At 41.1% G+C, this 21,760-nt stretch carries 16 protein-coding genes; 6 read left to right on the top strand and 10 right to left on the bottom strand.

All coding sequences use genetic code 11. From position 1 onward, the window contains the following. Nucleotides 1–74 precede the first annotated feature (74 nt). On the bottom strand, nucleotides 75–1,178 hold the full coding sequence (locus AB4128_RS13020) for an AI-2E family transporter (RefSeq protein WP_372037930.1): 1,104 nt from the start codon (nucleotides 1,176–1,178) through the stop codon (nucleotides 75–77). Between the two features lie 423 nt (nucleotides 1,179–1,601). Between AB4128_RS13020 and AB4128_RS13015 the strand changes: the two genes are divergently transcribed. Next, nucleotides 1,602–2,507, top strand: a complete 906-nt coding sequence (locus AB4128_RS13015) for a TIGR01777 family oxidoreductase (RefSeq protein ID WP_282167215.1) — start codon at nucleotides 1,602–1,604, stop codon at nucleotides 2,505–2,507. A 21-nt stretch (nucleotides 2,508–2,528) separates the two neighbouring features. Here AB4128_RS13015 and AB4128_RS13010 read toward each other — a convergent pair whose 3' ends face one another. The 3 genes from AB4128_RS13010 to AB4128_RS13000 form a co-directional block, all read right to left on the bottom strand. Next, nucleotides 2,529–3,407 carry a LysR family transcriptional regulator gene (locus AB4128_RS13010; RefSeq protein WP_211028180.1) on the bottom strand — a complete coding sequence of 293 codons (879 nt, stop codon included), beginning with the start codon at nucleotides 3,405–3,407 and terminating at the stop codon, nucleotides 2,529–2,531. 121 nt (nucleotides 3,408–3,528) lie between these two features. Beyond that, the gene (locus AB4128_RS13005) at nucleotides 3,529–6,012 is read right to left on the bottom strand and encodes an ABC transporter permease (RefSeq protein ID WP_372037927.1); all 2,484 of its coding nucleotides are present in this window, start codon (nucleotides 6,010–6,012) and stop codon (nucleotides 3,529–3,531) included. Then, nucleotides 6,012–6,770 carry an ABC transporter ATP-binding protein gene (locus AB4128_RS13000; protein ID WP_119968364.1) on the bottom strand — a complete coding sequence of 253 codons (759 nt, stop codon included), beginning with the start codon at nucleotides 6,768–6,770 and terminating at the stop codon, nucleotides 6,012–6,014. Before AB4128_RS13000 ends, AB4128_RS13005 begins: the two co-directional genes overlap by 1 nt. A 67-nt stretch (nucleotides 6,771–6,837) precedes the next feature. On the opposite strand from AB4128_RS13000, the gene AB4128_RS12995 reads away from it, so the two are divergent. From AB4128_RS12995 to AB4128_RS12980, 4 genes are all read left to right on the top strand, one after another. After that, nucleotides 6,838–7,401 carry an arylesterase gene (locus AB4128_RS12995; protein WP_240433772.1) on the top strand — a complete coding sequence of 188 codons (564 nt, stop codon included), beginning with the start codon at nucleotides 6,838–6,840 and terminating at the stop codon, nucleotides 7,399–7,401. Between the two features lie 185 nt (nucleotides 7,402–7,586). Then, nucleotides 7,587–8,654 carry a DUF3083 family protein gene (locus tag AB4128_RS12990; protein WP_055023850.1) on the top strand — a complete coding sequence of 356 codons (1,068 nt, stop codon included), beginning with the start codon at nucleotides 7,587–7,589 and terminating at the stop codon, nucleotides 8,652–8,654. Between the two features lie 283 nt (nucleotides 8,655–8,937). Then, complete coding sequence (locus tag AB4128_RS12985; protein WP_372037924.1) at nucleotides 8,938–11,583, top strand: parallel beta-helix domain-containing protein; 2,646 nt, start codon at nucleotides 8,938–8,940, stop codon at nucleotides 11,581–11,583. Between the two features lie 195 nt (nucleotides 11,584–11,778). Next, on the top strand, nucleotides 11,779–12,948 hold the full coding sequence (locus AB4128_RS12980; RefSeq protein ID WP_372037922.1) for an SO2930 family diheme c-type cytochrome: 1,170 nt from the start codon (nucleotides 11,779–11,781) through the stop codon (nucleotides 12,946–12,948). Between the two features lie 7 nt (nucleotides 12,949–12,955). Here the strand turns inward: AB4128_RS12980 and AB4128_RS12975 are convergent, their stop codons facing one another. From AB4128_RS12975 to AB4128_RS12965, 3 genes are all read right to left on the bottom strand, one after another. Next, nucleotides 12,956–13,981 carry a helix-turn-helix domain-containing protein gene (locus AB4128_RS12975; RefSeq protein ID WP_372037920.1) on the bottom strand — a complete coding sequence of 342 codons (1,026 nt, stop codon included), beginning with the start codon at nucleotides 13,979–13,981 and terminating at the stop codon, nucleotides 12,956–12,958. Between the two features lie 11 nt (nucleotides 13,982–13,992). Continuing rightward, on the bottom strand, nucleotides 13,993–15,006 hold the full coding sequence (sohB, locus tag AB4128_RS12970) for a protease SohB (RefSeq protein WP_372037918.1): 1,014 nt from the start codon (nucleotides 15,004–15,006) through the stop codon (nucleotides 13,993–13,995). A 120-nt stretch (nucleotides 15,007–15,126) separates the two neighbouring features. Continuing rightward, nucleotides 15,127–17,616, bottom strand: a complete 2,490-nt coding sequence (locus AB4128_RS12965) for a VolA/Pla-1 family phospholipase (protein ID WP_372037916.1) — start codon at nucleotides 17,614–17,616, stop codon at nucleotides 15,127–15,129. Nucleotides 17,617–17,875: 259 nt separating this feature from the next. On the opposite strand from AB4128_RS12965, the gene AB4128_RS12960 reads away from it, so the two are divergent. Beyond that, complete coding sequence (locus AB4128_RS12960) at nucleotides 17,876–18,613, top strand: YciK family oxidoreductase (protein WP_065108362.1); 738 nt, start codon at nucleotides 17,876–17,878, stop codon at nucleotides 18,611–18,613. Nucleotides 18,614–18,715: 102 nt separating this feature from the next. Here AB4128_RS12960 and AB4128_RS12955 read toward each other — a convergent pair whose 3' ends face one another. The 3 genes from AB4128_RS12955 to AB4128_RS12945 all read right to left on the bottom strand — a co-directional run bounded on the left by AB4128_RS12955 (nucleotide 18,716) and on the right by AB4128_RS12945 (nucleotide 21,724). Continuing rightward, the gene (locus AB4128_RS12955; RefSeq protein ID WP_055023857.1) at nucleotides 18,716–19,054 is read right to left on the bottom strand and encodes a ComEA family DNA-binding protein; all 339 of its coding nucleotides are present in this window, start codon (nucleotides 19,052–19,054) and stop codon (nucleotides 18,716–18,718) included. A 157-nt stretch (nucleotides 19,055–19,211) separates the two neighbouring features. Beyond that, nucleotides 19,212–20,282, bottom strand: coding sequence for a TIGR01620 family protein (locus AB4128_RS12950; RefSeq protein ID WP_372037914.1), 1,071 nt, complete (start codon nucleotides 20,280–20,282; stop codon nucleotides 19,212–19,214). After that, nucleotides 20,282–21,724, bottom strand: coding sequence for a YcjX family protein (locus AB4128_RS12945; RefSeq protein WP_372037912.1), 1,443 nt, complete (start codon nucleotides 21,722–21,724; stop codon nucleotides 20,282–20,284). The genes AB4128_RS12950 and AB4128_RS12945 overlap by 1 nt, the downstream gene beginning before the upstream one ends. Between the last annotated feature and the right edge of the window lie 36 nt (nucleotides 21,725–21,760).

The raw sequence follows: 21,760 nt of genomic DNA, 5'->3' as shown, positions 1-21,760 counted from the left end.
GTATTTAGATGCAACACGTATAATTCGCATACGCATTGCCTTTAAAGTCCGGTCTCTACCTAAAAAGTAAGCCTTTATACTTTATCAATTGGCTCGGATGTAAGCTTATCTGATGAGTCAATATCAATTTGCGGCTGATTATCTTCGTCTGAATCAACATCGGATAATAAAATAGCAAACCATTTGCCACTTTCACTCGACTCAAGTGCGATTTTTACAATCATGGTCAGTGGAACGGACAGCAACATACCGACTGAGCCTAATAGCCACCCCCAGAATATCAATGACAAGAAAACCACTAAAGTTGATAAGCCTAAACCACGCCCCATAAAGCGAGGTTCAACCACATTACCCATAACGGTATTCGTGCCCAAATATAATAAAGCTGTCATCCCAGCAGCACCTGGGCCGATTTGGATAAAGGCGAGTAACACTGCAGGAATAGCAGCAATGATTGAGCCGATATTTGGAATGTAATTTAATAGAAAAGCCAGCACTGCCCACAATAACGCGTAATCAACGCCGATAATGCTTAAACCAATACCAACAATAATACCGGTGCCAATACTGACTAAGGTTTTGATGACCATATACTGATTAACTGAATGCAGGAACTTATCAATCTGTTTTAAGCGCATATCAGGATCATCAACCGCTAAATGAAACTTCTTCGGTAATGACTGAGCTTCAAACAACATAAAGATAACGGTCAAAATAATTAAGAATAAGTTAGCCATAACATTACCAAGCCCTGACAGCATATTCGTTGTCATGCTTAATGCCATACCTGGATCAAAATACTCCAGCACTTTATCTTTTGAAATATTGATATTTAACGCATTAAGTTTTTCAAGTACCCATGAAAACTGCTCAATAAGTTGTTGACGGTACATTGGCATTTGATTTGAGAATTCATTTATCGAACTACCGACTAAGCTGGCTAACCACAACCCCATTAATACAATAAATATCATTAATAAGATGACCGAAAGCCATTTAGGCACTTTATATTGCGTCATAAAGTTGATTGCTGGATTACAAATTACCGCTAAAAATGCCGACAGTACAAAAGGAACCACAATAGGACTAGCTGTTTTTATGCCTGCTAAAATAACCACGAGGCAAGCCATAACAGCAAAGCCGCGCAATGCCATTGATGAAGAGTTACCGCCACTCATAATGTAAATCCTTTCTATTGTCAGTATTGATGGTGAAGTTGGATCATCAGTTTGCTGCGCTACAAAAACGACTAAACATGAAAATAATGCTTAGTTCCATCTCGTTCAAAATCAATAACACAGCTTAATTGAATAAGGTTTAACCAGTAAACTGGCTTAATTATAATTACTTAGCATTATACTCATTATGCTTTATCAGGATATGAATAAATGAAAGCTAATTAATCCAATGGATAAAAATAGATTATCAAACTCAAGCTGTACCAAAGCTAAATATTCAATGAAAATATGTTTGATCTAGGAGCTTGATAAAGTCGTAAATATCTATGAGGTCTGCTTTTTTTTGCGCTAAATTAACTATAGCCTGAATATCAGATTAGTTAACTATCAATGTAAATCTACACGACAAGTAATGGTGAGTATATGAACATATTAATGACTGGAGCAACAGGGTTTGTTGGGCAACAATTAGTGAAACTATTGAGCCAAAGTTCTGAATCCCATCAGCTCACCATTATTACCCGAAACAGTCAAAATGCTAAAAACATATTAGGCAACAACCACCAATACCTCAATAACCTAGACAGCCTTCAACATCTAAATGAATTTGATTGTGTTATTAATCTTGCCGGTGAGCCCATTGTCGGTAAGCGTTGGAGCCACCAGCAAAAACAAAAAATTTGTAATAGTCGCTGGAATATTACCGCTAAACTAAGTCATCTCATTAAACAAAGTGATACGCCACCAGAATGTTTCATTAGTGCATCAGCAATTGGCTATTATGGCAGGCAAGGCTCAACGGCTGTTGATGAGCATAGCAAAGCTCACGACGAGTTTAGTCACCAAGTGTGCAATGAATGGGAACATTTAGCCTTACAAGCACAATCTGAATCAACTCGAGTTTGTGTCCTTAGAATAGGTATCGTCTTGGGCAAAAACGGGGGGGCATTAGCCAAAATGCTACCGCCATTTAAACTTGGGCTGGGGGGGCCAATTGGTAAAGGAGTACATGGTGTAAGCTGGATCCATATCGATGACTTAACTGCACTGATATGGCATTTAATGTCGACGAAATCAGCCAAAGGGGTGTTTAATGCCACTGCACCAAACCCTATAAGCCATAAACAATTTGCACGCTCTATCGGTCAGAGCTTAGGCAGACCTGCAATAATCCCAACACCGGTTTTGGCTTTAAGAATAGCCATGGGTGAAATGGCAGACTTAATTGTTGAAGGCCAATTTGTGATACCCAAAAGGACATTAGAAAGTGGTTTTCATTATCAATACCCTGATATTAACCCTGCTTTAGATTCCATCCTTAAAACATAATCCTTGTAAAACAGTTATGCTTTAGCTTTTTACCAAGGTTTTAATTCTATTAATAAACCAGTCATACCTTTTGGGTTGTGGGCGATGTTTTTTGCGGATCATAAATAAAGGCTCTTTTACGACCTTTGGCAAATTAGCCACGGTAATATTACCTTGCTCATAAACACTGTTTACTGCAAATTCAGGTAATACAGTAAATCCTAGCCCTTTTGTTATAGGCATCAATATTTGATTTAACTGATTAACGTAACTGGTTAACGGTATATCATCTGCTGAATAATCATCAAAATTACAGCTCATCACTTGCTGTAAGTAATGCTTGGCATCTGGATGTGAAACCAAGCCTAATGTTAATAACGTCTCAAAAGATAAGTCATCGGCATCAACAGACTTAGGTAACACCATGAGCAACTTCTCAAACCCAACTGGCGTGACTTCAAGCTCTGGATTTGACACAAATTGAGTAACGATGCCAATTTCTATGTCGTTGTTTAGCACTTGTTCAACAATGCGTTTATTCGGCGCAGCTTCAATGGAAACATGTAGTTGAGGATGTAATAACTGGTAATCAATAAAGTCTGGATAAAGCCACATGGCTAGTGAGCCTGAACAAGCAAACCTGCACTCCCCGATAAATGCTGAATCAAGCTGTATATCACTTAATAATTGCTCTTGTTGCTTTAATAGCTGTTCACCATATTTCTGCAACTGCATTCCGGCATCGGTGAGTTCGAAACGTTTACCAAAACGCTGGATCAACTGCGTATTAAGTTGATTTTCTAACTTCTGAATATGCTGACTAACACCAGGTTGAGTCATAAACAATTTGTCAGCAGTTTGTGTAAAGTGACCTGTTTCGGCTAACTTTAAAAACGTTGTTAACCATTTTTGATTTATCATGATGATTCCATTAAACATTACCGGCATTATCTATTGCCTTAAGCTATTAAGATACCATAATCAATAAAAAAGGAGAGCATCAGCTCTCCTTAAAATTAACGTGCATACAATAAAAGGGACATCAGCCCGCTTTTAGTAAATCACTGCACGAGCGATTCAATAGCTGCCTACAACGCCACATACCTAAAGTGGCAACCACAGCCGCACCGGATAAAGGTGCAATTGCCCACCAAGGCCAGTGCATGTATACAACTAATTCAAAGACTTGTGTTTTAAGCATATAAAGGGTGAATTCAGCAACTATCACCGCCAATATACCCGCTATTGCGCCCAATAAGGCAAACTCCAAACCGGTTGCAGAGCGCAGTAACCATCCAGATGCACCAAATGTTCTTAACACCGCCAATTCACGCTGTCTAGTGGCCATTCCCGCTTCAGTTTGCGCGATTAACACCAAGGCACTTGCCAATAATACTAACGCAAGCACTAAAGATAAGGATAGCGACACTTGCTCAATGATTTGACGTAACTGCCCCACCATAGCCCCGACATCAATCACTGATATCGTAGGGAATTGCTGGATTAATTGCAGCACAACCCCATTCGCCGTTAAATCACTGCCATTCGCTTGCAAATCTTCATCATTAAGATGGAAACTTGCCATAGAAGTATAAGAAAACGGCTCTAATGCTTTAGGCCTGAAAATCATAAAGAAATTTGGCTGTAAGGTTTCCCATTGCACTTGCCTAAAACTGGCAACCTTAACACTAAACTCTTGATTATCAATCGTATAAGTCATAGTGTCACCAAGGGATAAACCTAAGCGTTCAGCAACTTCGGCCTCAACTGACACCTCATCATCAGCTTGGTTAAACGTCCCTTCAATGATTTCATTATTAGGCGGAAGTGTTTCACGATACGTCAGGTTCAGTTCACGTGAAATCCCAACACGTCCTTCAACTCCGTCTTTCTCTTCTTGACGAGAAATCAGTTCCTCATCGTTGATATGGGTTAAACGGCCACGGATCACAGGATAGATATCAGTTGCATTAATATTGTGCGTTGTTAAAAAATCATCCAATGGTTTAGTGTCTTCAGGAGCAATATTGACCAAAAAGTAATTAGGTGCATTTTCAGGCAACTGCTTTTGCCATTCATTTAACAAATCTTGTCTGAGAGCCAAAATTGTTAATAACAAAACAAGCGCACTACTAAAACCGACTAACTGAACCGCATTTTGTCTTGCTCGACGTCTAAGACCTGCAAGTGCTAACTGAAATGGGTTGGTGGTTTTCATACCAACACTATGGCCTAAACGGATCATCACAAATCCAAGCACACTGAGTAACACACCTAAAAGTAATACCGCCAGCACTACGGTCATAGTTAACGCAATGCTTTTTGAATATAAGTATCCCAGTAAGGCCATCGCACCAAGGCTCAATAGCAGGTGGAGCCACATGCCAAACTGTAACCCTTCTAATTGACGCTGAAGCACCCGTAAAGGTGGAATGGCTAATAGTCGCATTAATGGGTAGGCAGAGAACATGAATGCGCTGATCAATCCGGTACTCACGCCAAGTAACAAGGGTCTTGAATAGGGGGGAGAGTATGCAGCAATTTCAGCAGGCAAGAATTGATTGATGGCTAAATCTAACATTACGCCGCCAATTAACCCTAATACGATCCCCACTACAGTCACTAGCAATAGATGGGCACCAAACAGCATTCGAATTTGCTTTGCAGATGCGCCAAACGTTTTTAGCATCGCAACAACGTCATAATGACGTTGGCAATAACGCTGTGCAGCAATACCAATAGCTGCACAGGCAAGCGCAATACCTAATAAACTCGCTAATAATAAAAATCGCTCAGCACGTTTAACGGCTGATGCAATAGGTGAATCCCCAGATTGCACATCAGTCCAGCGCTGACTGTTATTTAGTAGTGGTTTAGCTTGGGTTTCAAATTGGGTTAACGCCGCGGCCTCACCAGCAAATTGGTATACATAACTGACACGGCTACCAGGTTGAATAATACCAGTAGCTTCAACATCATCTAAACGCATTAACAGCACGGGTGAAGAGGCAAAGGGGTTAAAGCCAGCATCGGGTAATCGGCTGATTTCGGCAGATAAATTAAGTTCGGTATTACCAAGCTCCAGTGTGGTCGGATAGCCCAATAAGCCACCTAATCTATTTTCATACCATGCTTCACCAGTCTTTGGCAGTCCTTGGGTAACGCCTGATGATAATTCTATTTCGCCACGCAATGGATACCCGTCACCCACCGCTTTAATTGTCACCAGTTGAAAATTATCACCCGAATACACCATCGAGTTGAATTTCATGTTTGTCACATGTTGAATATTCAGAGATTCAGCCATGTTGAGCACTTGCTCAGACAGAGGCACAGGAGAATCAATAATACGATCTGCAGCAATAAAATTAGCCGCTTCACCATTAATAGCGACTTGTAAACGCTCACTGACTCTTGCTAAACCGCTCACCGATAACACGGCCAAGGTTATCGCCAATACAATGAGTACTAGTTGCCCTTGCATCAATTCTCGTTTAAATAAGCGCCAAGCTAATTGTAATTCCATTAGCTAACCTCCTCAGAAATCTCGTCAGCATGATTAACATGGCTCCCAGAGGTATCTGACTCAGCATTTGGTTCTGATAAATGACCACTTTCCATCACTAATTGTCGCTTACAACGCTTGGCTAACTCCAAATCATGAGTCACTAGTACCAGCGTAGTATCACTTTCTTGGTTTAAGGCAAATAACATGTCTGCGATTTTGTCGCCATTAGCACTATCCAGGTTTCCTGTCGGCTCATCTGCAAATAATACTTTGGGCTCACAAATAAACGCACGAGCGATCGCTACACGTTGTTGCTCACCGCCAGATAATTGTTTTGGTAAATGTGTTAAACGATGAGAAAGCCCGACCCGCTCGAGCATCTGCTCGGCTTTTTCACGAGCTTGAGCCACGCCAGCAAGTTCTGCTGGTAGCATGACATTTTCTAACGCTGTGAGTGTGTCGACTAACATGAAAGACTGGAAAATAAAGCTGACTTTTTGTTTTCTAAGTGCCGCTTTTTGTTCTTCGTTTAATCCCGACAACGCCTGTCCATCAAGGAGTATTTCTCCAGATGTAGGTGTATCAAGCGCTGCAAGCAAACCTAATAAGGTTGATTTCCCTGAACCTGATGGGCCGAGAATCGCAATACTGTCACCTTGCTTGACATCCATATTAATGCCATTGAGGATAGTAAGCTCTCCCTCTTGGGTCACCACTGTTTTTTTGAGGTTAGTAACGTTAATGGCACTGGAATTATTTGCAAAAGTAGTCGACATACGATCCTTCTTATTTTTATCGGCTAAACGCCTGCGTTCTGCGGCGTTAATGGTTGTTGTTTCAACAATGTTTATTTCAACTTCTAGCTATGCTGCCACGATTTTAATCTTAGGTGATAGTCTAAGCGCAGGTTATGGCATGTCGGAAGAGCAAGGTTGGGTACAATTGTTACGTAATCAATACCCTGAACATGACATTATTAACGGCTCAGTTAGCGGAGAAACCACCGCAGGCGGTTTGCGTAGACTCCCAAGCTTACTGGACTCAAGCGCATTTGACCTTGTTGTCGTAGAGCTTGGAGGCAATGATGGCCTTCGAGGTTTTCCTCCGAATAAGCTGAAATCAAATCTTACAAAAATCATTGAGTTGTCTCAAGATAACGGGGCAAAGGTTTTATTAACAGAGATTATGGTGCCACCTAATTACGGTCCAAGATATACCAGCATGTTCAATGATGTCTATCACCAATTAGCTGATGAATTCGATATCGAATTAGTGCCTTTTTTCATGTTAGAAATAGCACCAAACCCTGACTTAATGCAACGTGATGGCATTCATCCAAATGTTGAAGCTCAACCTCGAATTACGCAATGGATGCAACCCTGGATCATTAATGCACTTAAAAAGTAACAAAGGTTAAAATATTTCATTCAAAATCACTTAAAAAGTCTAAAAAAGTAATTTTATTTTAAGCTTTAATGATTAAACTGGATGTTAAATGGATTTGTTTAAAACGTTATAAATACCAATGATGCAAAGCACTTACTTTGCTTGTCATCTAAATTGGTAACACCCTATGGCTAAAAGGAAACATTATGTCCGTCAGTCGTCAAAAGAAAGTGTATTTACCGACCGCCACCCGTAAAAATCAATATATTACTGTTGGCTTTACCCTAACTGATGAATTATTAGCGTCATATAGTGATTTAACTAATTGCTATCAAGAGTTTAGTAAATTAGTTTTTCAAGTCGCTGATAAATATGAACTGTTTAATGTTCATGTGGTTGCAAGCGATAAACTCCCTATGGTGCGTTTTCACAGTGAGGCTTATTGCTTAACAACAGAAGAGCAATTACGCTTTTTCTACAACCCTGCACATCATGAAGCAAATCGTCTTCATACTTTGCCTGGTTACCGAGCTAAAAAGCTAAAAGTGGTTTTTCTTGCAACAGGTACCGAATTACGAAGTCATTCAGCTGAGTTTCACGCTAAAGTTCAGCAGTTTTTAGCTGAGATCAAGCCACTATTACCAGTTCAAGGTGTACCAACAAAAATACGAGACCACCAGCACATCTCTTATGACTTTTTTGCCAAAGCAAAAGGCTTAAAAGAATCCTATGCTTACAAACTACGTGCTGTAGATAGTCGCTATAAACGCCGTGAGTGTAACCTACCTGAGTCGGTTAGCGCGCTTAACTACGTCACGGTCAGCTTACCAATGGGACGTCGAATCAAAAAGCAATTAGCAGCAGAAAATGCGACTAGCTTTGGTGAAAAATATCAACGTGTTGCTGACCACTTCATCAAAGCAACCAGCGATAATAAATTAAACCGTGTTGCCATGGTCGCTAATGGTAAAGTGCCTCTCGTCAGAAACAGTAAATACGAGCAACTAAACAGCACTGCAGAATTCCAAATGGTTGGCTTTGACCCAAGTAATGCAGCACCAGACCCTATTTGCCATTGGGATGACACTAAGCTTGCTGAAGCTATCCGCTTTGTTATTGTTGCAGCTAAAGAAGACCAAAAAGATGAAGGCTATGGCCGCTTTATGAATCAAGTTCAAGATGCGATTCGTCAGTTCACCAATCAATTTGATATGGATAAAGAACACATTGATGTGATTGTTCGCTTCCATCAGCATTTAAGTTATAAAGCGTAATATCGGCAACCTTAATTGCTGATTGCTTCTATCTAACTTAAAAGTAAGCTAATTAGTAGATTATTTAAAACGACAGCATTGGCTGTCGTTTTTGTTGAATAATCCATTTTCACAACAAGTCATTCATAGAACCAAAAAACATATGTTATAAAAATGTGGCCAGATCTCACATTGATTAACAAATAACAAACAAGGCATGTTGGAGTCATACGAATCTAATCGTATCCACTCCATCGGCGGAACAGATAGGAGTAGGAAGACATAATAAAAAGCAGGAGATGCTATGTTCAACAAGAAAATGCCTTGGCTGGTACCTACCCTTGTAGCAACAGCCGTTACGCTAAACCTAAGTGGTTGCGGTTCAGATGATGAACCAACCGTTACCGAAACCCCACCCGTAGTTCAGCCACCCGCAGAAACTGGCCCCACTTTCCCAGAAGGGGCAATAATGGTTGAAGCAGGTGATAATCTCACCATCAGTATTCAAGAAGCCTTAATTAATGCCCAGAGTAACGATGTCATTGTCCTTCCAAAAGGTAATTTTAAAATAGAATCAACATTATTGTTTGATGGTGATGTCGACGGCGATGGCAGTTTTGCTAAAAACATTACCATCATGGGCTATGGGCAAGACGAAACCGTTTTAGATTTTTCAGAAGCCAATTCGGGTGATGGCATATTCGTTCAAAATGCCATCAACATCATTATTCAAGACTTATCAGTAAATGAAGCAAAAAATAACGGTATTAAACTCAAAAATACCAACGGCATTATTTTACGTCGCCTTGCAACCGTATGGGAAGGTGAGTTAGATGAGGGAAATGGTGCTTATGGCCTTTACCCTGTTGAGTGTGAAAACATTTTAATCGAAGACACTTATGTACGAGGTAGTGCCGATGCCGGTATTTATGTCGGGCAATCACAGTACATCGTTGTCCGTCGAAACATAGCAAAAGAAAACGTTGCCGGTATTGAAATTGAAAACTCAAAATATGCTGATGTTTATGACAATGAAGCTATGGGCAACACAGGCGGTATTTTAGTATTTGACCTACCAATTAATAACCACCGCTATGGGTCAAGTGTTCGTATTTTTAACAACAAAGTATACGATAACAATACCTTAAACTTTGCTAATGCATCCTCTAATCCAGCTGGTGTTCATATCGTACCACCCGGCACAGGGGTGATTGTGTTGTCCACCGATGATGTCGAAATTTTCAATAACGAAATCACTAACCACGACACTGTTGGTCTCACCATTTCAAGCTTTTTCATTGCCGAGCCCGATATCAGTACCTTTGTCGGAAATTACGGTCAACCGGGCCAAGCCATCGATGATGGTTGGCGCCCTACTCCTCGAAATATTTCAATCCATGACAATGTCATCACAGATTATGGCCAAAAACCAAAAGGTTATTTAATTGAAGACATTATCAAAGCTTATGTACTAACCCATGGCGCATTACCGGGTATTTTATATGATGGTTTGGGTGAAATGTTGTCAAATAATGGCACCGCTGCATACCTAGGGCTACAAGAAACGCCATTCAACCCTGATGGAAGCGATAATGTCTGTGCCCAAAATAATGGTGATGTAAGTTTAGGACGGTTATTTGCCAATAGTAATACAGACATGAACATCGCTGACGTCTTATATGAAAAAACACAAACTGACTTAATGAATTGTGCCCAAGTCAGTCTACCGGTTCACACTGTGACTTTCGGCGATGAAATATTTGGTTGTGGTGTGGATGATGATACTGAAGGCTGTGATGGCGGAAACTTAATCGGTGGAGGCGGCTCTATTGGCGAAGGTGAAGGTGGCCTTGAAGGCGATGGAGATCTGAGCCTATGTGCAGCATCTGGTGATAACGTCAGCTGGGATGCTTTACTAAAAGCTAACTGCCCTAAGCTATCGGACTACAACTTATTTGCAGATATGACCAACCCAACAGCGTCGCCAAACTCGAACGGTTTACCGTACGATCTTAACACGCCTTTATTTACTGACCATGCCACTAAATATCGCTTTATATATTTACCTGATGGCACCAAAGCCGATTACACAGAGAATGAGTCTTTTGACTTCCCTGTAGGGACTGTCATCAGTAAAACGTTTGCCTTACCGCAAAATACTAATAACCGCGGCTTTGCGAATGAAGATGTGATTGAAACCCGATTGCTTATCCATCGCGAAACAGGTTGGAGCGCCCTACCTTATGTATGGAAAGCCGATAAATCTGATGCCATGTTGGCAAAAGCTGGTGCTATCCAAGGTAAGCAAGTCACGCATAATGGAGAAATGCTAAACTTTGATTATGTAGTACCAAGCATGAATCAATGTAAGCAATGCCACCAATTCAAACCTGATGCCGACAGTAATGCGGTGTTCATGCCTATTGGTCCAAAAGCTCGTCACTTAAATCGTGATTATACCTACAGTGATGGCGTCATGAACCAACTATCTAAATGGCAAGCAGCAGGAATGTTACAAGGGGTACCTAACTTAGCCGATGTAGATAAAGTTCCAGAATATCAAGATGGCGATGAATTAAATATTGAATCAATGTCAGATACTGAACTCATGGCAGTAGCCAAAGGTTACTTAGATATTAACTGTGCGCATTGTCATCGCCCCGAAGGTAATGCATCTAATACAGGTCTTAAATTAGAGTATTGGAGAAGTTATGACGATGACGCAGGTTTCTCGCACGGCACGTGTAAGTCTCCTGTTGCCTATGGCGGTGGCAGTTTAGGCTATGATGTTGTGCCAGGTAAGCCTGAAGAGAGTATCTTGCACTTCCGTATGGAGACCAATGACCCAGGTGATAGAATGCCAGAAATTGGTCGTAGCTTGTCCCATGATGAAGGTGTGGCACTTATTAGCGAATGGATCAAGCGACTACCTGCTGCGTCTTGTTCTTAGACTAGCAGTAATCTATAGAGGATGAGCGAGTTTCATCCTCTTCTTTTCATCCGCATTTTATTAACCCACTGCACTAAACCAGCAACATTGAACCAGCAACATCCAATTCAAGCCACCGCTAACACTAGGATACTCTCGATGCCGCATTGTCCTTTATTCATTCAGAAAAAATTATTAATAAAGCTGTTAATCATAATGACCGCTTTCACATTAATTGCTTGTGGCGGCTCAAACTCAAGTGACACAGATATCAGCTCAACAACCCCATCACTCCCAGATTCAACACCAACGACTCCCGCTCAACCAGATGATTCTGATGATGTGTGTTTGCAAACCAGTACTGAGGTCAATTGGGCGGCGTTAATGGCTAAAGACTGCCCTCTATTAAGTGATTACGGCTTGTTTACCGACCCCAGTATCCCCACTCAATCACCGACAGAACCTGGAATAGCATATCAATTATCAACGGAATTATTCTCCAATTATGCCAGTAAATACCGTTTCCTATTCGTACCTGACAACCAGCAATTAACTTACATGCCAGAGCAGGTTTTTGATTTGCCAATAGGCAGCGTGTTAGTTAAAACATTCGCTTTGCCTTTTGATACACAAGCAACAGGCGAAGATAACGAAAAGTTAATCGAAACAAGACTATTAATCCACCGAGAAACAGGCTGGACTGCCCTTGCTTACCAATGGCAGGCCGATGATAAAGCCGAATTAATTATTGCAGGCGCTAAAGTGGCACATACCCTCAATAATCAAGGTGAGTCCGTTAGCTTTGACTACGCTATCCCCAGTAAAGTTGAGTGTAAAATTTGTCATCAAACAACACATTTGGACACCAGTATTATTCGTCCTATCGGTCTTAAAGCTCACTTACTCAACCGAGAAATAGCAACACAAACGGGTATACAAAATCAATTAATCTTATGGGTTGAAAAAGAGTTACTCAGCAGTATGCCGGCACTCGACACAGTCGATAAGTCATACCCTTTGCATGATAGTTCCGCCTCTTTAACAAATCGTGCCAAAGGTTATTTAGATATCAATTGTGCTCATTGTCATCACGAGGGCGGCTTTGCCAGTATTTCTGGTTTAAGACTGAATTATAACGTCGACCATACCTCATTCGAATACGGTGTATGTAAGCAACCTCCAGGCTGGGATGGTGGGCCAAATGGTTTGGCTTACGATATTGTTCCCGGAAATGGAGAGCGCTCAATTGTTCATTATCGCCAGCGCTTAAATGCGCCAAAAGATAGGATGCCACCAATAGGGCGAGAAATCATTCATACCGAGGGAACAGAGTTAATCAAACATTGGATAGACAGTATGTCACCGACCATTGGTCTTTGTGAGTAAAACGGGATTACTCCATGTGTAACTGGTTAAGCCTTAAAAAATGTCCAGGAGGATAACCTAACCAATGCTTAAAACTCTGCCTAAAATGACTAACATCGCCATAACCAAGGGTTTCAGCAATATCTTCAATAGGCAGTTCATCAGCTAAAATAAGGTTAATTGCTGCTTGGCATCTCACTTGATCGACTAACTTTTGATAAGTCGTGCCTGCAGCGGATAGCTTTCGCCTTAGGCTTCGAGCACTCATATGCATGGTTGACGCAAAAGGTTCTAATTTGGGAGGGGTCGGCATACAAGTTCGTATATGAGTTAACACCTCGTCAATGAAAGAAATACCATCAGGTACCGCTATTTGAGAAAGTTGATCAAATTGATAATCAAGCGGCGTTTTCAACACATCAAGATTGATCCCCCATTCAAAAAAATCACAATCAAACGTCATTTGGGCCCCAGTAATTTGGCTTAAAAAAACTGTGGCATGCGGCGAAGAGGCAAAATGAATTTCGTCAATATTTACTGACGCTTTAACGAGTTGCCTTGCAGCACCCAGTAACGCACATACGCTATGTTGAAACTGAAAAGAAAATTTATCTGCAGAGACTTTCCCCGTATTAAGCCAGCGAACCCAAAGTGTTGAGTCTTCTACTCGTATAAGTGTATCGGAGAAACTGCCTGCGAGATCAGGATTTTTAATGACAAACGTTAAGCATTCACCCAAGGTAGTGAACTGGTCAAAGAAAGGAAGTAATACATCGAGCGTTGAAACTTGGTAACTTGCCCCTAGTCTAGCGCCGATTTCATGATCTGGGCTTAAAGTGCGTAATTGCTCCATCGCAAACTCAACTTGCCATACATAAACAAACTGCATAGCGCTGAGTTCCGATGGTCCTAAGCCCAGTTGCTGGTATATTTCATTAGCAACACTCTCACCGAGGTGAGTTTCAATAAAGTTCAGTAAATTTCTCAATTCAAAAGCGGGATAACATTGGTCACCCACCATCATATTGGCTTTATATCCTGACTCTTGTTGCATTTATACCCTTGTTATTTAATTGTGCTTTCGCGTTCTATCAAACGATTAATAACACCATCAACCGATAATGACGCTCCATGTGCGATTTTATCAGCAAGCTTTTTCTTCATTTGATATTTAATTTTAATAACTTGATGCTCTTTAACTAAACTCAAAATGACGTCATCACTGGTAGAAATAGCATCAATTAACCCTAGCTCAATAGCTTGCTGACCATACCAATGCTCACCAGTTGCGACCTTAGCAATATCCATTTCTGGGCGATATTTGCTCACAAACTCTTTGAATAAAACATGGGTTTCTTCAAGCTCTTCTTGAAACTTCTCACGACCCTCATCTGTATTCTCACCAAACACAGTTAATGTGCGTTTAAAGTCACCTGCTGTATGCTGCTCATAGTCGATATCATGTTTTTTAAGTAAACGACTAAAGTTGGGTAATTGCGCAACAACGCCAATAGAACCAACGATAGCAAAAGGAGCGGCATAAACTTTATCTGCGACACATGCCATCATGTAACCACCACTGGCAGCCACTTTATCAATACAAATTGTCAGTGGAATATTGGCTTGTTTTAATCTATCTAGCTGACTTGATGCCAACCCATAGCCATGGACCATGCCACCGCCACTTTCGACATTTACTAATACTTGATCATCTTTTTCTGCTATGGTTAAAATCGCAGTGATTTCCTCACGTAAAGAAGCAACTTCCCCAGCATCAATGCTGCCTTTAAAGTCGATAACAAACACCTTTGACGGCGTTGTTTCATCTTTTTCAGCCGCTTTTTCGTCAGCTTTTAATTGCTTTTCGTAAGCCTTGTATTGTTTTTTAGAGAGCAGTTCTTCCTTTAACTCTTTTTCTAGCTGTTTAAGCTCATCAGTCATGTTCGTTAACTTAAGCTCACCTTTGTCTGCTTTTTGTTTCATGCTGCTAGCTAAAACAACAATGACAACTGCAAGGATGGCGACAACGATAGTGACGGCTTTAGCGAGAAACATGCCGTACTCAGATAAAAACTCCAAAATACACTCCATAAAGAAAAACGTTATTAGCACTATCTTAGCAGGAACTTAAACCATGTAGACAATAAAAAACCCAGCTAGTGCTGGGTTTTTAATCAATTAACGATGAAATATCATTAATTAGCTACAAGGTACAAGCACATCAGGATTATCAACAAGAATCGTCGCAGCCCCTAAGCCTGCAGTCTTGGCAAAAGCAGCAACTTGAGATTGCATTTCAACTGTTGCTAGTGCAGCCATGCCATCAGTAACGCCATCAATTTCATCAGGGCTCACTAGCGAGCTGTGATGACCTTTAGCGAAACGAACAACACCAGAACCTGCATTAGTTGAACTGACACAACCTAGACCTAAACCAGAGATTAACGGCTCAGTACCTGATAATGGGAAACCTTCAACCATATTAGGTAATACTTGATCAGGTAAGTTACCCGCACCATCTCCTGCGACTTCAATAAGGTGCACAGGTAATTGTGTATCAGCAAGTGCTGCTGCATGGTTTAATGGGTCTGCTGAGTCAACCGCCGTTTGTACTGCGAAAGCGAATGTTGGAATGAAGGCAGAGTAAACGGCTTGAACTAATGCTTCATACTCAGGTGTACCAGGCTCATAGCCCGCTTCATTAGCTTCTTCAACTAACTCCATGAATGCTTCAGTACCTGTCACAGTATCAAATAATACTGGTCCAAAAGTAGCTGAACCAGCAAATGAACCTGCTAGACCACCTGCTGGTGCCACTAATGATGCCGCATTAATACCATAAGCATTAGGTAATTCAGTACCCGTTGTAGGGTCAACTAAACCAGTTGAAGCGTACGTTGATAACGTCGTACCTACAATGCCACCTAAGCTTAAGCCTTGAGCACTGATTTTACTGATATCAAATACTTGCTGACCACCCGCTTGAGCAATTTCTGTATACATACCTGTTAACAGTAGACGTAAACTTAAATGATCAAGGGTTGCTTGACGGAAGTTATCACGCACAGTAAGCGTACTCGCCACATTGACAAAAACTAATGGGTTACCGTTAGCATACTGAGGACCAAACAACTCGCTCGTTGCCGAGATGTCATAAACGCCATTACCTGTTGCATCGTATGAGCGATCGCCATGAAGTGGCATATCAATCGCAATCGTCGCAACACCAGCTGCAGCATAAGTACCAGCGTACGCTAATGCCATTTGCTTAGTTCCACCAAGACCATGTAAAGCCATAACCGTTGGCCAACCATTCGTCGGTGCAGCAAAAGGTAATCCAGCTTGTGCACTAAATGCCGCCAATTTAGCCGCATTTGGTAAGGTGATCTGAACTGTAACGTCTTCATAGCCCATTATCGCTGGGATAGGGTTAAACTTGGTTAAATGTTTAGTTGGATCGGCATCAGTACCGTCGTCTAACTTCCAAATTTTACCTGCCATAAGCGCAGGATTTTGCAGCGCAGCAGCTGGGTCAACGCCTTGAGCGACAGCTTGAGAACTAAAGTTAGCAACACTCATTGAGCCAGAATCAAGTGCTAATAATACTGAAACAGGACTATCACCATAAGCATGCCAACGACCATTTGGCGCTGTAGGTGCACCATCAACAATCGGAATTGTACAACTTGCAGAAGAACAATCACCGTAAATAGGCATACGAACTACTGCAGTATAAATTTCTGCTATGTCAGAAACGACATAAGCAAGGCCATCTTCAACCGTTAAACCTGCCGCTTGCGCCACAGTAACCACACCACCGAATCCGTTATCCATTGGCATTGGAGGCTGAACAAATGCAGGCTTGTATGGATCGCTTGAAGCCATTAACAATTTAGTTGTCTCGTAAACATCTGCAACAGACTGCGTAGTGAATAAACCTGAATAAGAAACAGTTTCAGCATCTACACCGTGTTCAGCAGCTAACCCTTTCTCGTAGCTATTCACTAAACCTTGAAGTAAAAGTTGCTCATCAGTTTCTAACGGCTTAGTGTCAATATCGAGTTTCAGTAATGTATAAGTACTTGATGGTTCAATAGAACGACCTGCAGAATCTTGAATAAGATCCGTCGTTGCATAAATATATGATTGATTAGGTTTTAAGGCTTTAAGCGGCACAATGGCAATTGTGTTACCTGAAGCTTGCGCGATGAAGTCAACGCCAAACTGAAGTTCTGCGCCAATCTTACATGCTGAAAGTGTTAACGCATCTGAACATTCTGGATCAGTTGATAATGCGCCACCAACAGTTGCTTCAAATAGGCGTACAGCGCCAGCTTGGAAAACTGAAGCTGCATCGATTGATAACATCTCACCTGAATTATCAGTCGCAAGATCAACTGTGATTGAAATTGGAGATGTTGTAGACCAACCATCTAATGCACCTAAGGCAAGAGTTGGGTCAACATAGTCAATACCGTCTTCACCAGGAATCGCTAACGTACCATCTGTTGTACCGTTAAATAAAAGGTCATTTGGTAATGGCACTTCACCTGCTGCAGGATCAAATACCATTTGAGAGAATGGAATGAGTGGCTCGACAGAATCTTTTGCTTCATTTGTACTATCTTCACTACAGCCGCTGAGCCCAAGAGCAGATGCAATAGCAACACCCAATATGAGTCTTTTCATCTTTTTTCCCCAAATCTTGTTGTAATAATTTTAATTTCCCCAAAAATTGGTCACAATAGCGTAAACACATGACCATAAGGACATATTTTTGTCCTTAACTCATCTCAAGTTAACGTAAAATTATTGAGTTAGCTACATATTTGTTACATGCAAAAGTGCTACACGTTAACATTTATCAGTCATTTGTTTAAAACGAACGTTTATCTTTTGTTCGAATCTAGATTTGACGTGCTTTTGCGGCCGAAGGAAAAATTGAACCATGTTGGAATATCAAGCTAAAAAAGATTTACTAAAAAATAAAACAATTCTTGTTACTGGCGCTGGTGCTGGGATAGGTCGTGTTGCAGCAATTAATTTTGCAAAACATGGTGCTACTGTCATATTACTAGGTAAAACAGTCAAAAAATTAGAAGCCGTTTATGATGAAATAGAACAAGCTGGTTATCCAAAACCTGCCATCGTCCCTTTAGACTTAAAAGGAGCCACAGAGCAAAACTATAAAGATATGGCTGATACCATCGCTGAACAATTTGGTCACCTTGATGGCGTACTACATAATGCCAGCTTACTGGGCGCTTTAGGTCCATTTGAGCACATTGACTTAGCGTCTCTTGAAGATGTGATGAAAATTAACGTTATATCTCAAGTGATTATGACTAAAGCATTACTGCCAATTATGCGCTCTGCCCCTTCTGCTTCATTGGTGTTTACTTCTAGTAGTGTTGGCCGTAAAGGGCGAGCTTATTGGGGGCCATATGCTTTTTCAAAATTTGCTACTGAAGGCATGATGGAAGTTTTAGCACATGAGTGTGAAGGCACCAATGTTCGTGTTAATAGTATTAACCCTGGTGCAACTCGCACAGAAATGAGAGCAAAAGCTTATCCTGGGGAAGATCCATTAACCTTAAAAACAGCTCAAGACATCATGCCAGTATATTTATATTTAATGGGCGATGATGCAAAGGATGTTAATGGTCAGCAGCTTAATGCTCAATAAGTCAGCCCTTTCAGCGACAACAAACAAATTAAATTGGTCATAAATTAGCGATAAAAAAGGGAGCAAACGCTCCCTTTTACTTTTGTGCTTTTTTAAAGCGAGTTAAAAACTGATTTGTTTCGCATTTTGTTCCACCAGCTTGTCACCAATACCCGCTACTTGAGTCAATTGATTAAGATTACTGAACTTACCATTTTTAGCACGGTAATCGACAATGGCCTTTGCCTTAGATTCGCCAATCCCTTTCAACTGCTGTAATTCAGCCGCGCTGGCTTTATTGATATTAACCTTAGCCATTTTTGAACTAGTCTGCTTAACAGTGTCATGTTGAGCAGCAACCTGTTTAGCAGTGCTATCCACTTGCTTTGCATGTAAGGGGGATTGGTACATCACAGAAAGTGCGCAGGCGCATACAACGCCCACTAAAAATGAGTGTTTCATGTTGAACTCCTTTAGTCCTATATTAAGTCGATCTGCTTCCTTAATTCCTTGATCGACACTGCAGCTACTTAAGTAATAACTAAATAACTGTCATAAAACTGTAGTCAAAAATCACAACAGGTCAAATTTCACCCAACTTAATCCTATTTTTGTACCGTTAACGTGGCTCTGATTCGACTTTGTCTTTCGAAGAGCTGAGAACCGAAGTCGAAAAACGCTTCAATTCACCCAGAAGCTGCTGATGTATCTGCCCGAGCTTAGGTCGGTTAGCCTCTTTAAATTTAAGAGGACGACATAGGTGCATCGCCTGATAGCCTAATCTAGCGGTTAACAAGCCTCCCCCTAAACCTTGTGCAAGTCTTGCTGAGAGTTTTCCGGTCATTTCAACGGATAGTAGCTGTGTACCTAAATCCGTTACGACTTCTGTTGTACCCGCGTACACAATATTGACGATGATACTTCTGATAAGTTTTATTCTGCTCCAGTAGCCAAGTTCGATACCGTAAATATCTGCGATTGCATTAATCATTCGCTGATTACGCCACAATATTATTGCCATATCCAAAACAGCAAGTGGGCTTGCAGCTAGCAAAAGTGCAGATTCAGCAGCAAAGCGGCTCACAACTTGTTTTGCTTGCTCATCACGCTCAATCACCACTAAGTCATCAAACAGCATGACCATTTCAGCGTCATTATGTTCCTGAGAATTTATCGCAAGGTATTGTTGCTTACCTTTAGAGTCAGGGTATTGCTGAATCAAGGGGTCGATGAACCCCTTAGCTTCACCTCTTTGCATACTTTGACCTAGGCGCGCACCGACTTCTTGAGCATCTGCAACCCCTCGCAGTGCTGTCAGTTTTCGCCATTCCGACAGCGTAATGCTCAGAGCCCACGCGCAAATAACGCCCGTAACAGACATATAAAACCCAAATAGCCATGGGCTTTGTGTAAGCGCATTATTCAAGCCTAAAATTGTTTGAACAATCACCATAGCTAACATGCCGACTAAAGAAAGCTTTGCAAGTAACGACCAGCGCTTGGGTGATGACTTAGCCTCAAGGATATCAATATCTTCTGCCAATTCCGTCAGTGCACTTTCACAAATAAACTCAACTTCTTCAAAGGATTGACTTGGCTTTACATCAGTTTGCCCTTCAACAGAATCAGTACTAAAAACCTGCTGTTTTTTTAATGGTGTGTTCGATTGCGTCTCGTTTGACTGGTTCATTATTGTAATTTGTCCCCAAGTAAAAACTGCAGCAAGTGATCTAAACGAATATGCTCAAAACGCGGGTCTGAGATTGATGACTGAGTAATTTTAGGTGGATTAAATGACACAAAGTTAAACCCTTGCTGGTGCCAAAAATTATCATCTGGTAGGGTTTGCGGCACTTCACCTGGGAATATTGTTAGCAGCTTATTGCCTTGATCCAATCCCCTAACCACTTCTTGCTCGCCACTTGCTGTTGTGACCATGCCATGTTGTGTGGCTTTAATTGCACTAATCGCCATAGTTTCGACTTCGCAGCCCTCATAATTGGCAAAATGTTGGCTGTGTTTTAATAAGTCACCCAATAAGTTAAGCACATGACCTTGTTGATCACGTGTCACTCTATCCACTTTACTTGCAGCAAATAATAACTTATCAATTTTAGGGGAAAACAACCGCTTCAGCAGGCTTGATTGACCAAAATGAAAGCTTTCAACAATACTATTTAGCGCATTGCCCATATCTTTAAATTGAGCTTTACCACTGTTTAAGCCATTAAAACAATCCACCAACACTAATTGACGATCGAAGCTGGCAAAATAATCACGATAAAATGGCTTTACAACAACGGATACATATTCTTGATATCGGTTTTTTAACACTTGGAAATAGCTGTTTTCTGGAGCAGATTCAAGTGTCGCTAATTGATCCGAGCTTAAATTAATCAATGGAAAAAATGCCAGCAGCGGAGTGTCAGCAAACTCACCTGGCAGTAACATACGACCAGGCTGCGCAAGATAAAAACCATGTTGATGAACCAAATCAAGTAATAGTTTTTGATATAAATCAGAAATTTGCTTTAATTTATGCTCGTCAGCTGTCTCGGTGAGCGCTAGAGAATTGAGCGCAACCTCAAAATCTTCAAAATGTTCAGAATATTGCAAACGGCTCTTTACTTGAATTTGTGATTCTACCCATTGCGAATACGATTGCTTAAGCATAGGTAAATCAAGCAGCCACTCTCCAGGATAATCAACAATATCCACATATAAAGTGGCGGTTTCGGTTAACTTAGCAAGTAACCCTTTTCTTGGACGATATTTAATCGCTAACCTAAGCTCAGAGATATTTCTGGTTGATGCAGGCCACTGTGCTGGTGATTGTGTGAGCGCATTTATCGCTCCTTGATAATCAAAACTAGCAATCGCAAGATCAGGCTGCATTGCTCGCTTAATACCAATCAACCTATTTTCTCGAGACACTTGCCATAAAGGTAATGGGTTATTTTTAACATTACTGCCCGCGTGCAACATCTGATTGACTAAGCCAGTAATAAACGCTGTTTTACCTGCACCAGATAATCCCGTAACAGCGAGACGAACATGCCTATCTGTGCTTCGGTGAACAATTTGCTGGGTCTTTTTAGAAATTTTACTGATAGAACGATCAATAAAGCTCATATTGTCTCTCAAAATTCAATGAAATAGCATTCATCA

It is taken from the genome of Shewanella sp. 10N.286.52.A9, from assembly GCF_041468985.1.
GTDB classification, from domain to species: domain Bacteria; phylum Pseudomonadota; class Gammaproteobacteria; order Enterobacterales; family Shewanellaceae; genus Shewanella; species Shewanella japonica.
Note: the sequence above shows the minus strand (reverse complement) of the source record. Positions and strands in the feature narration are given on the sequence as shown.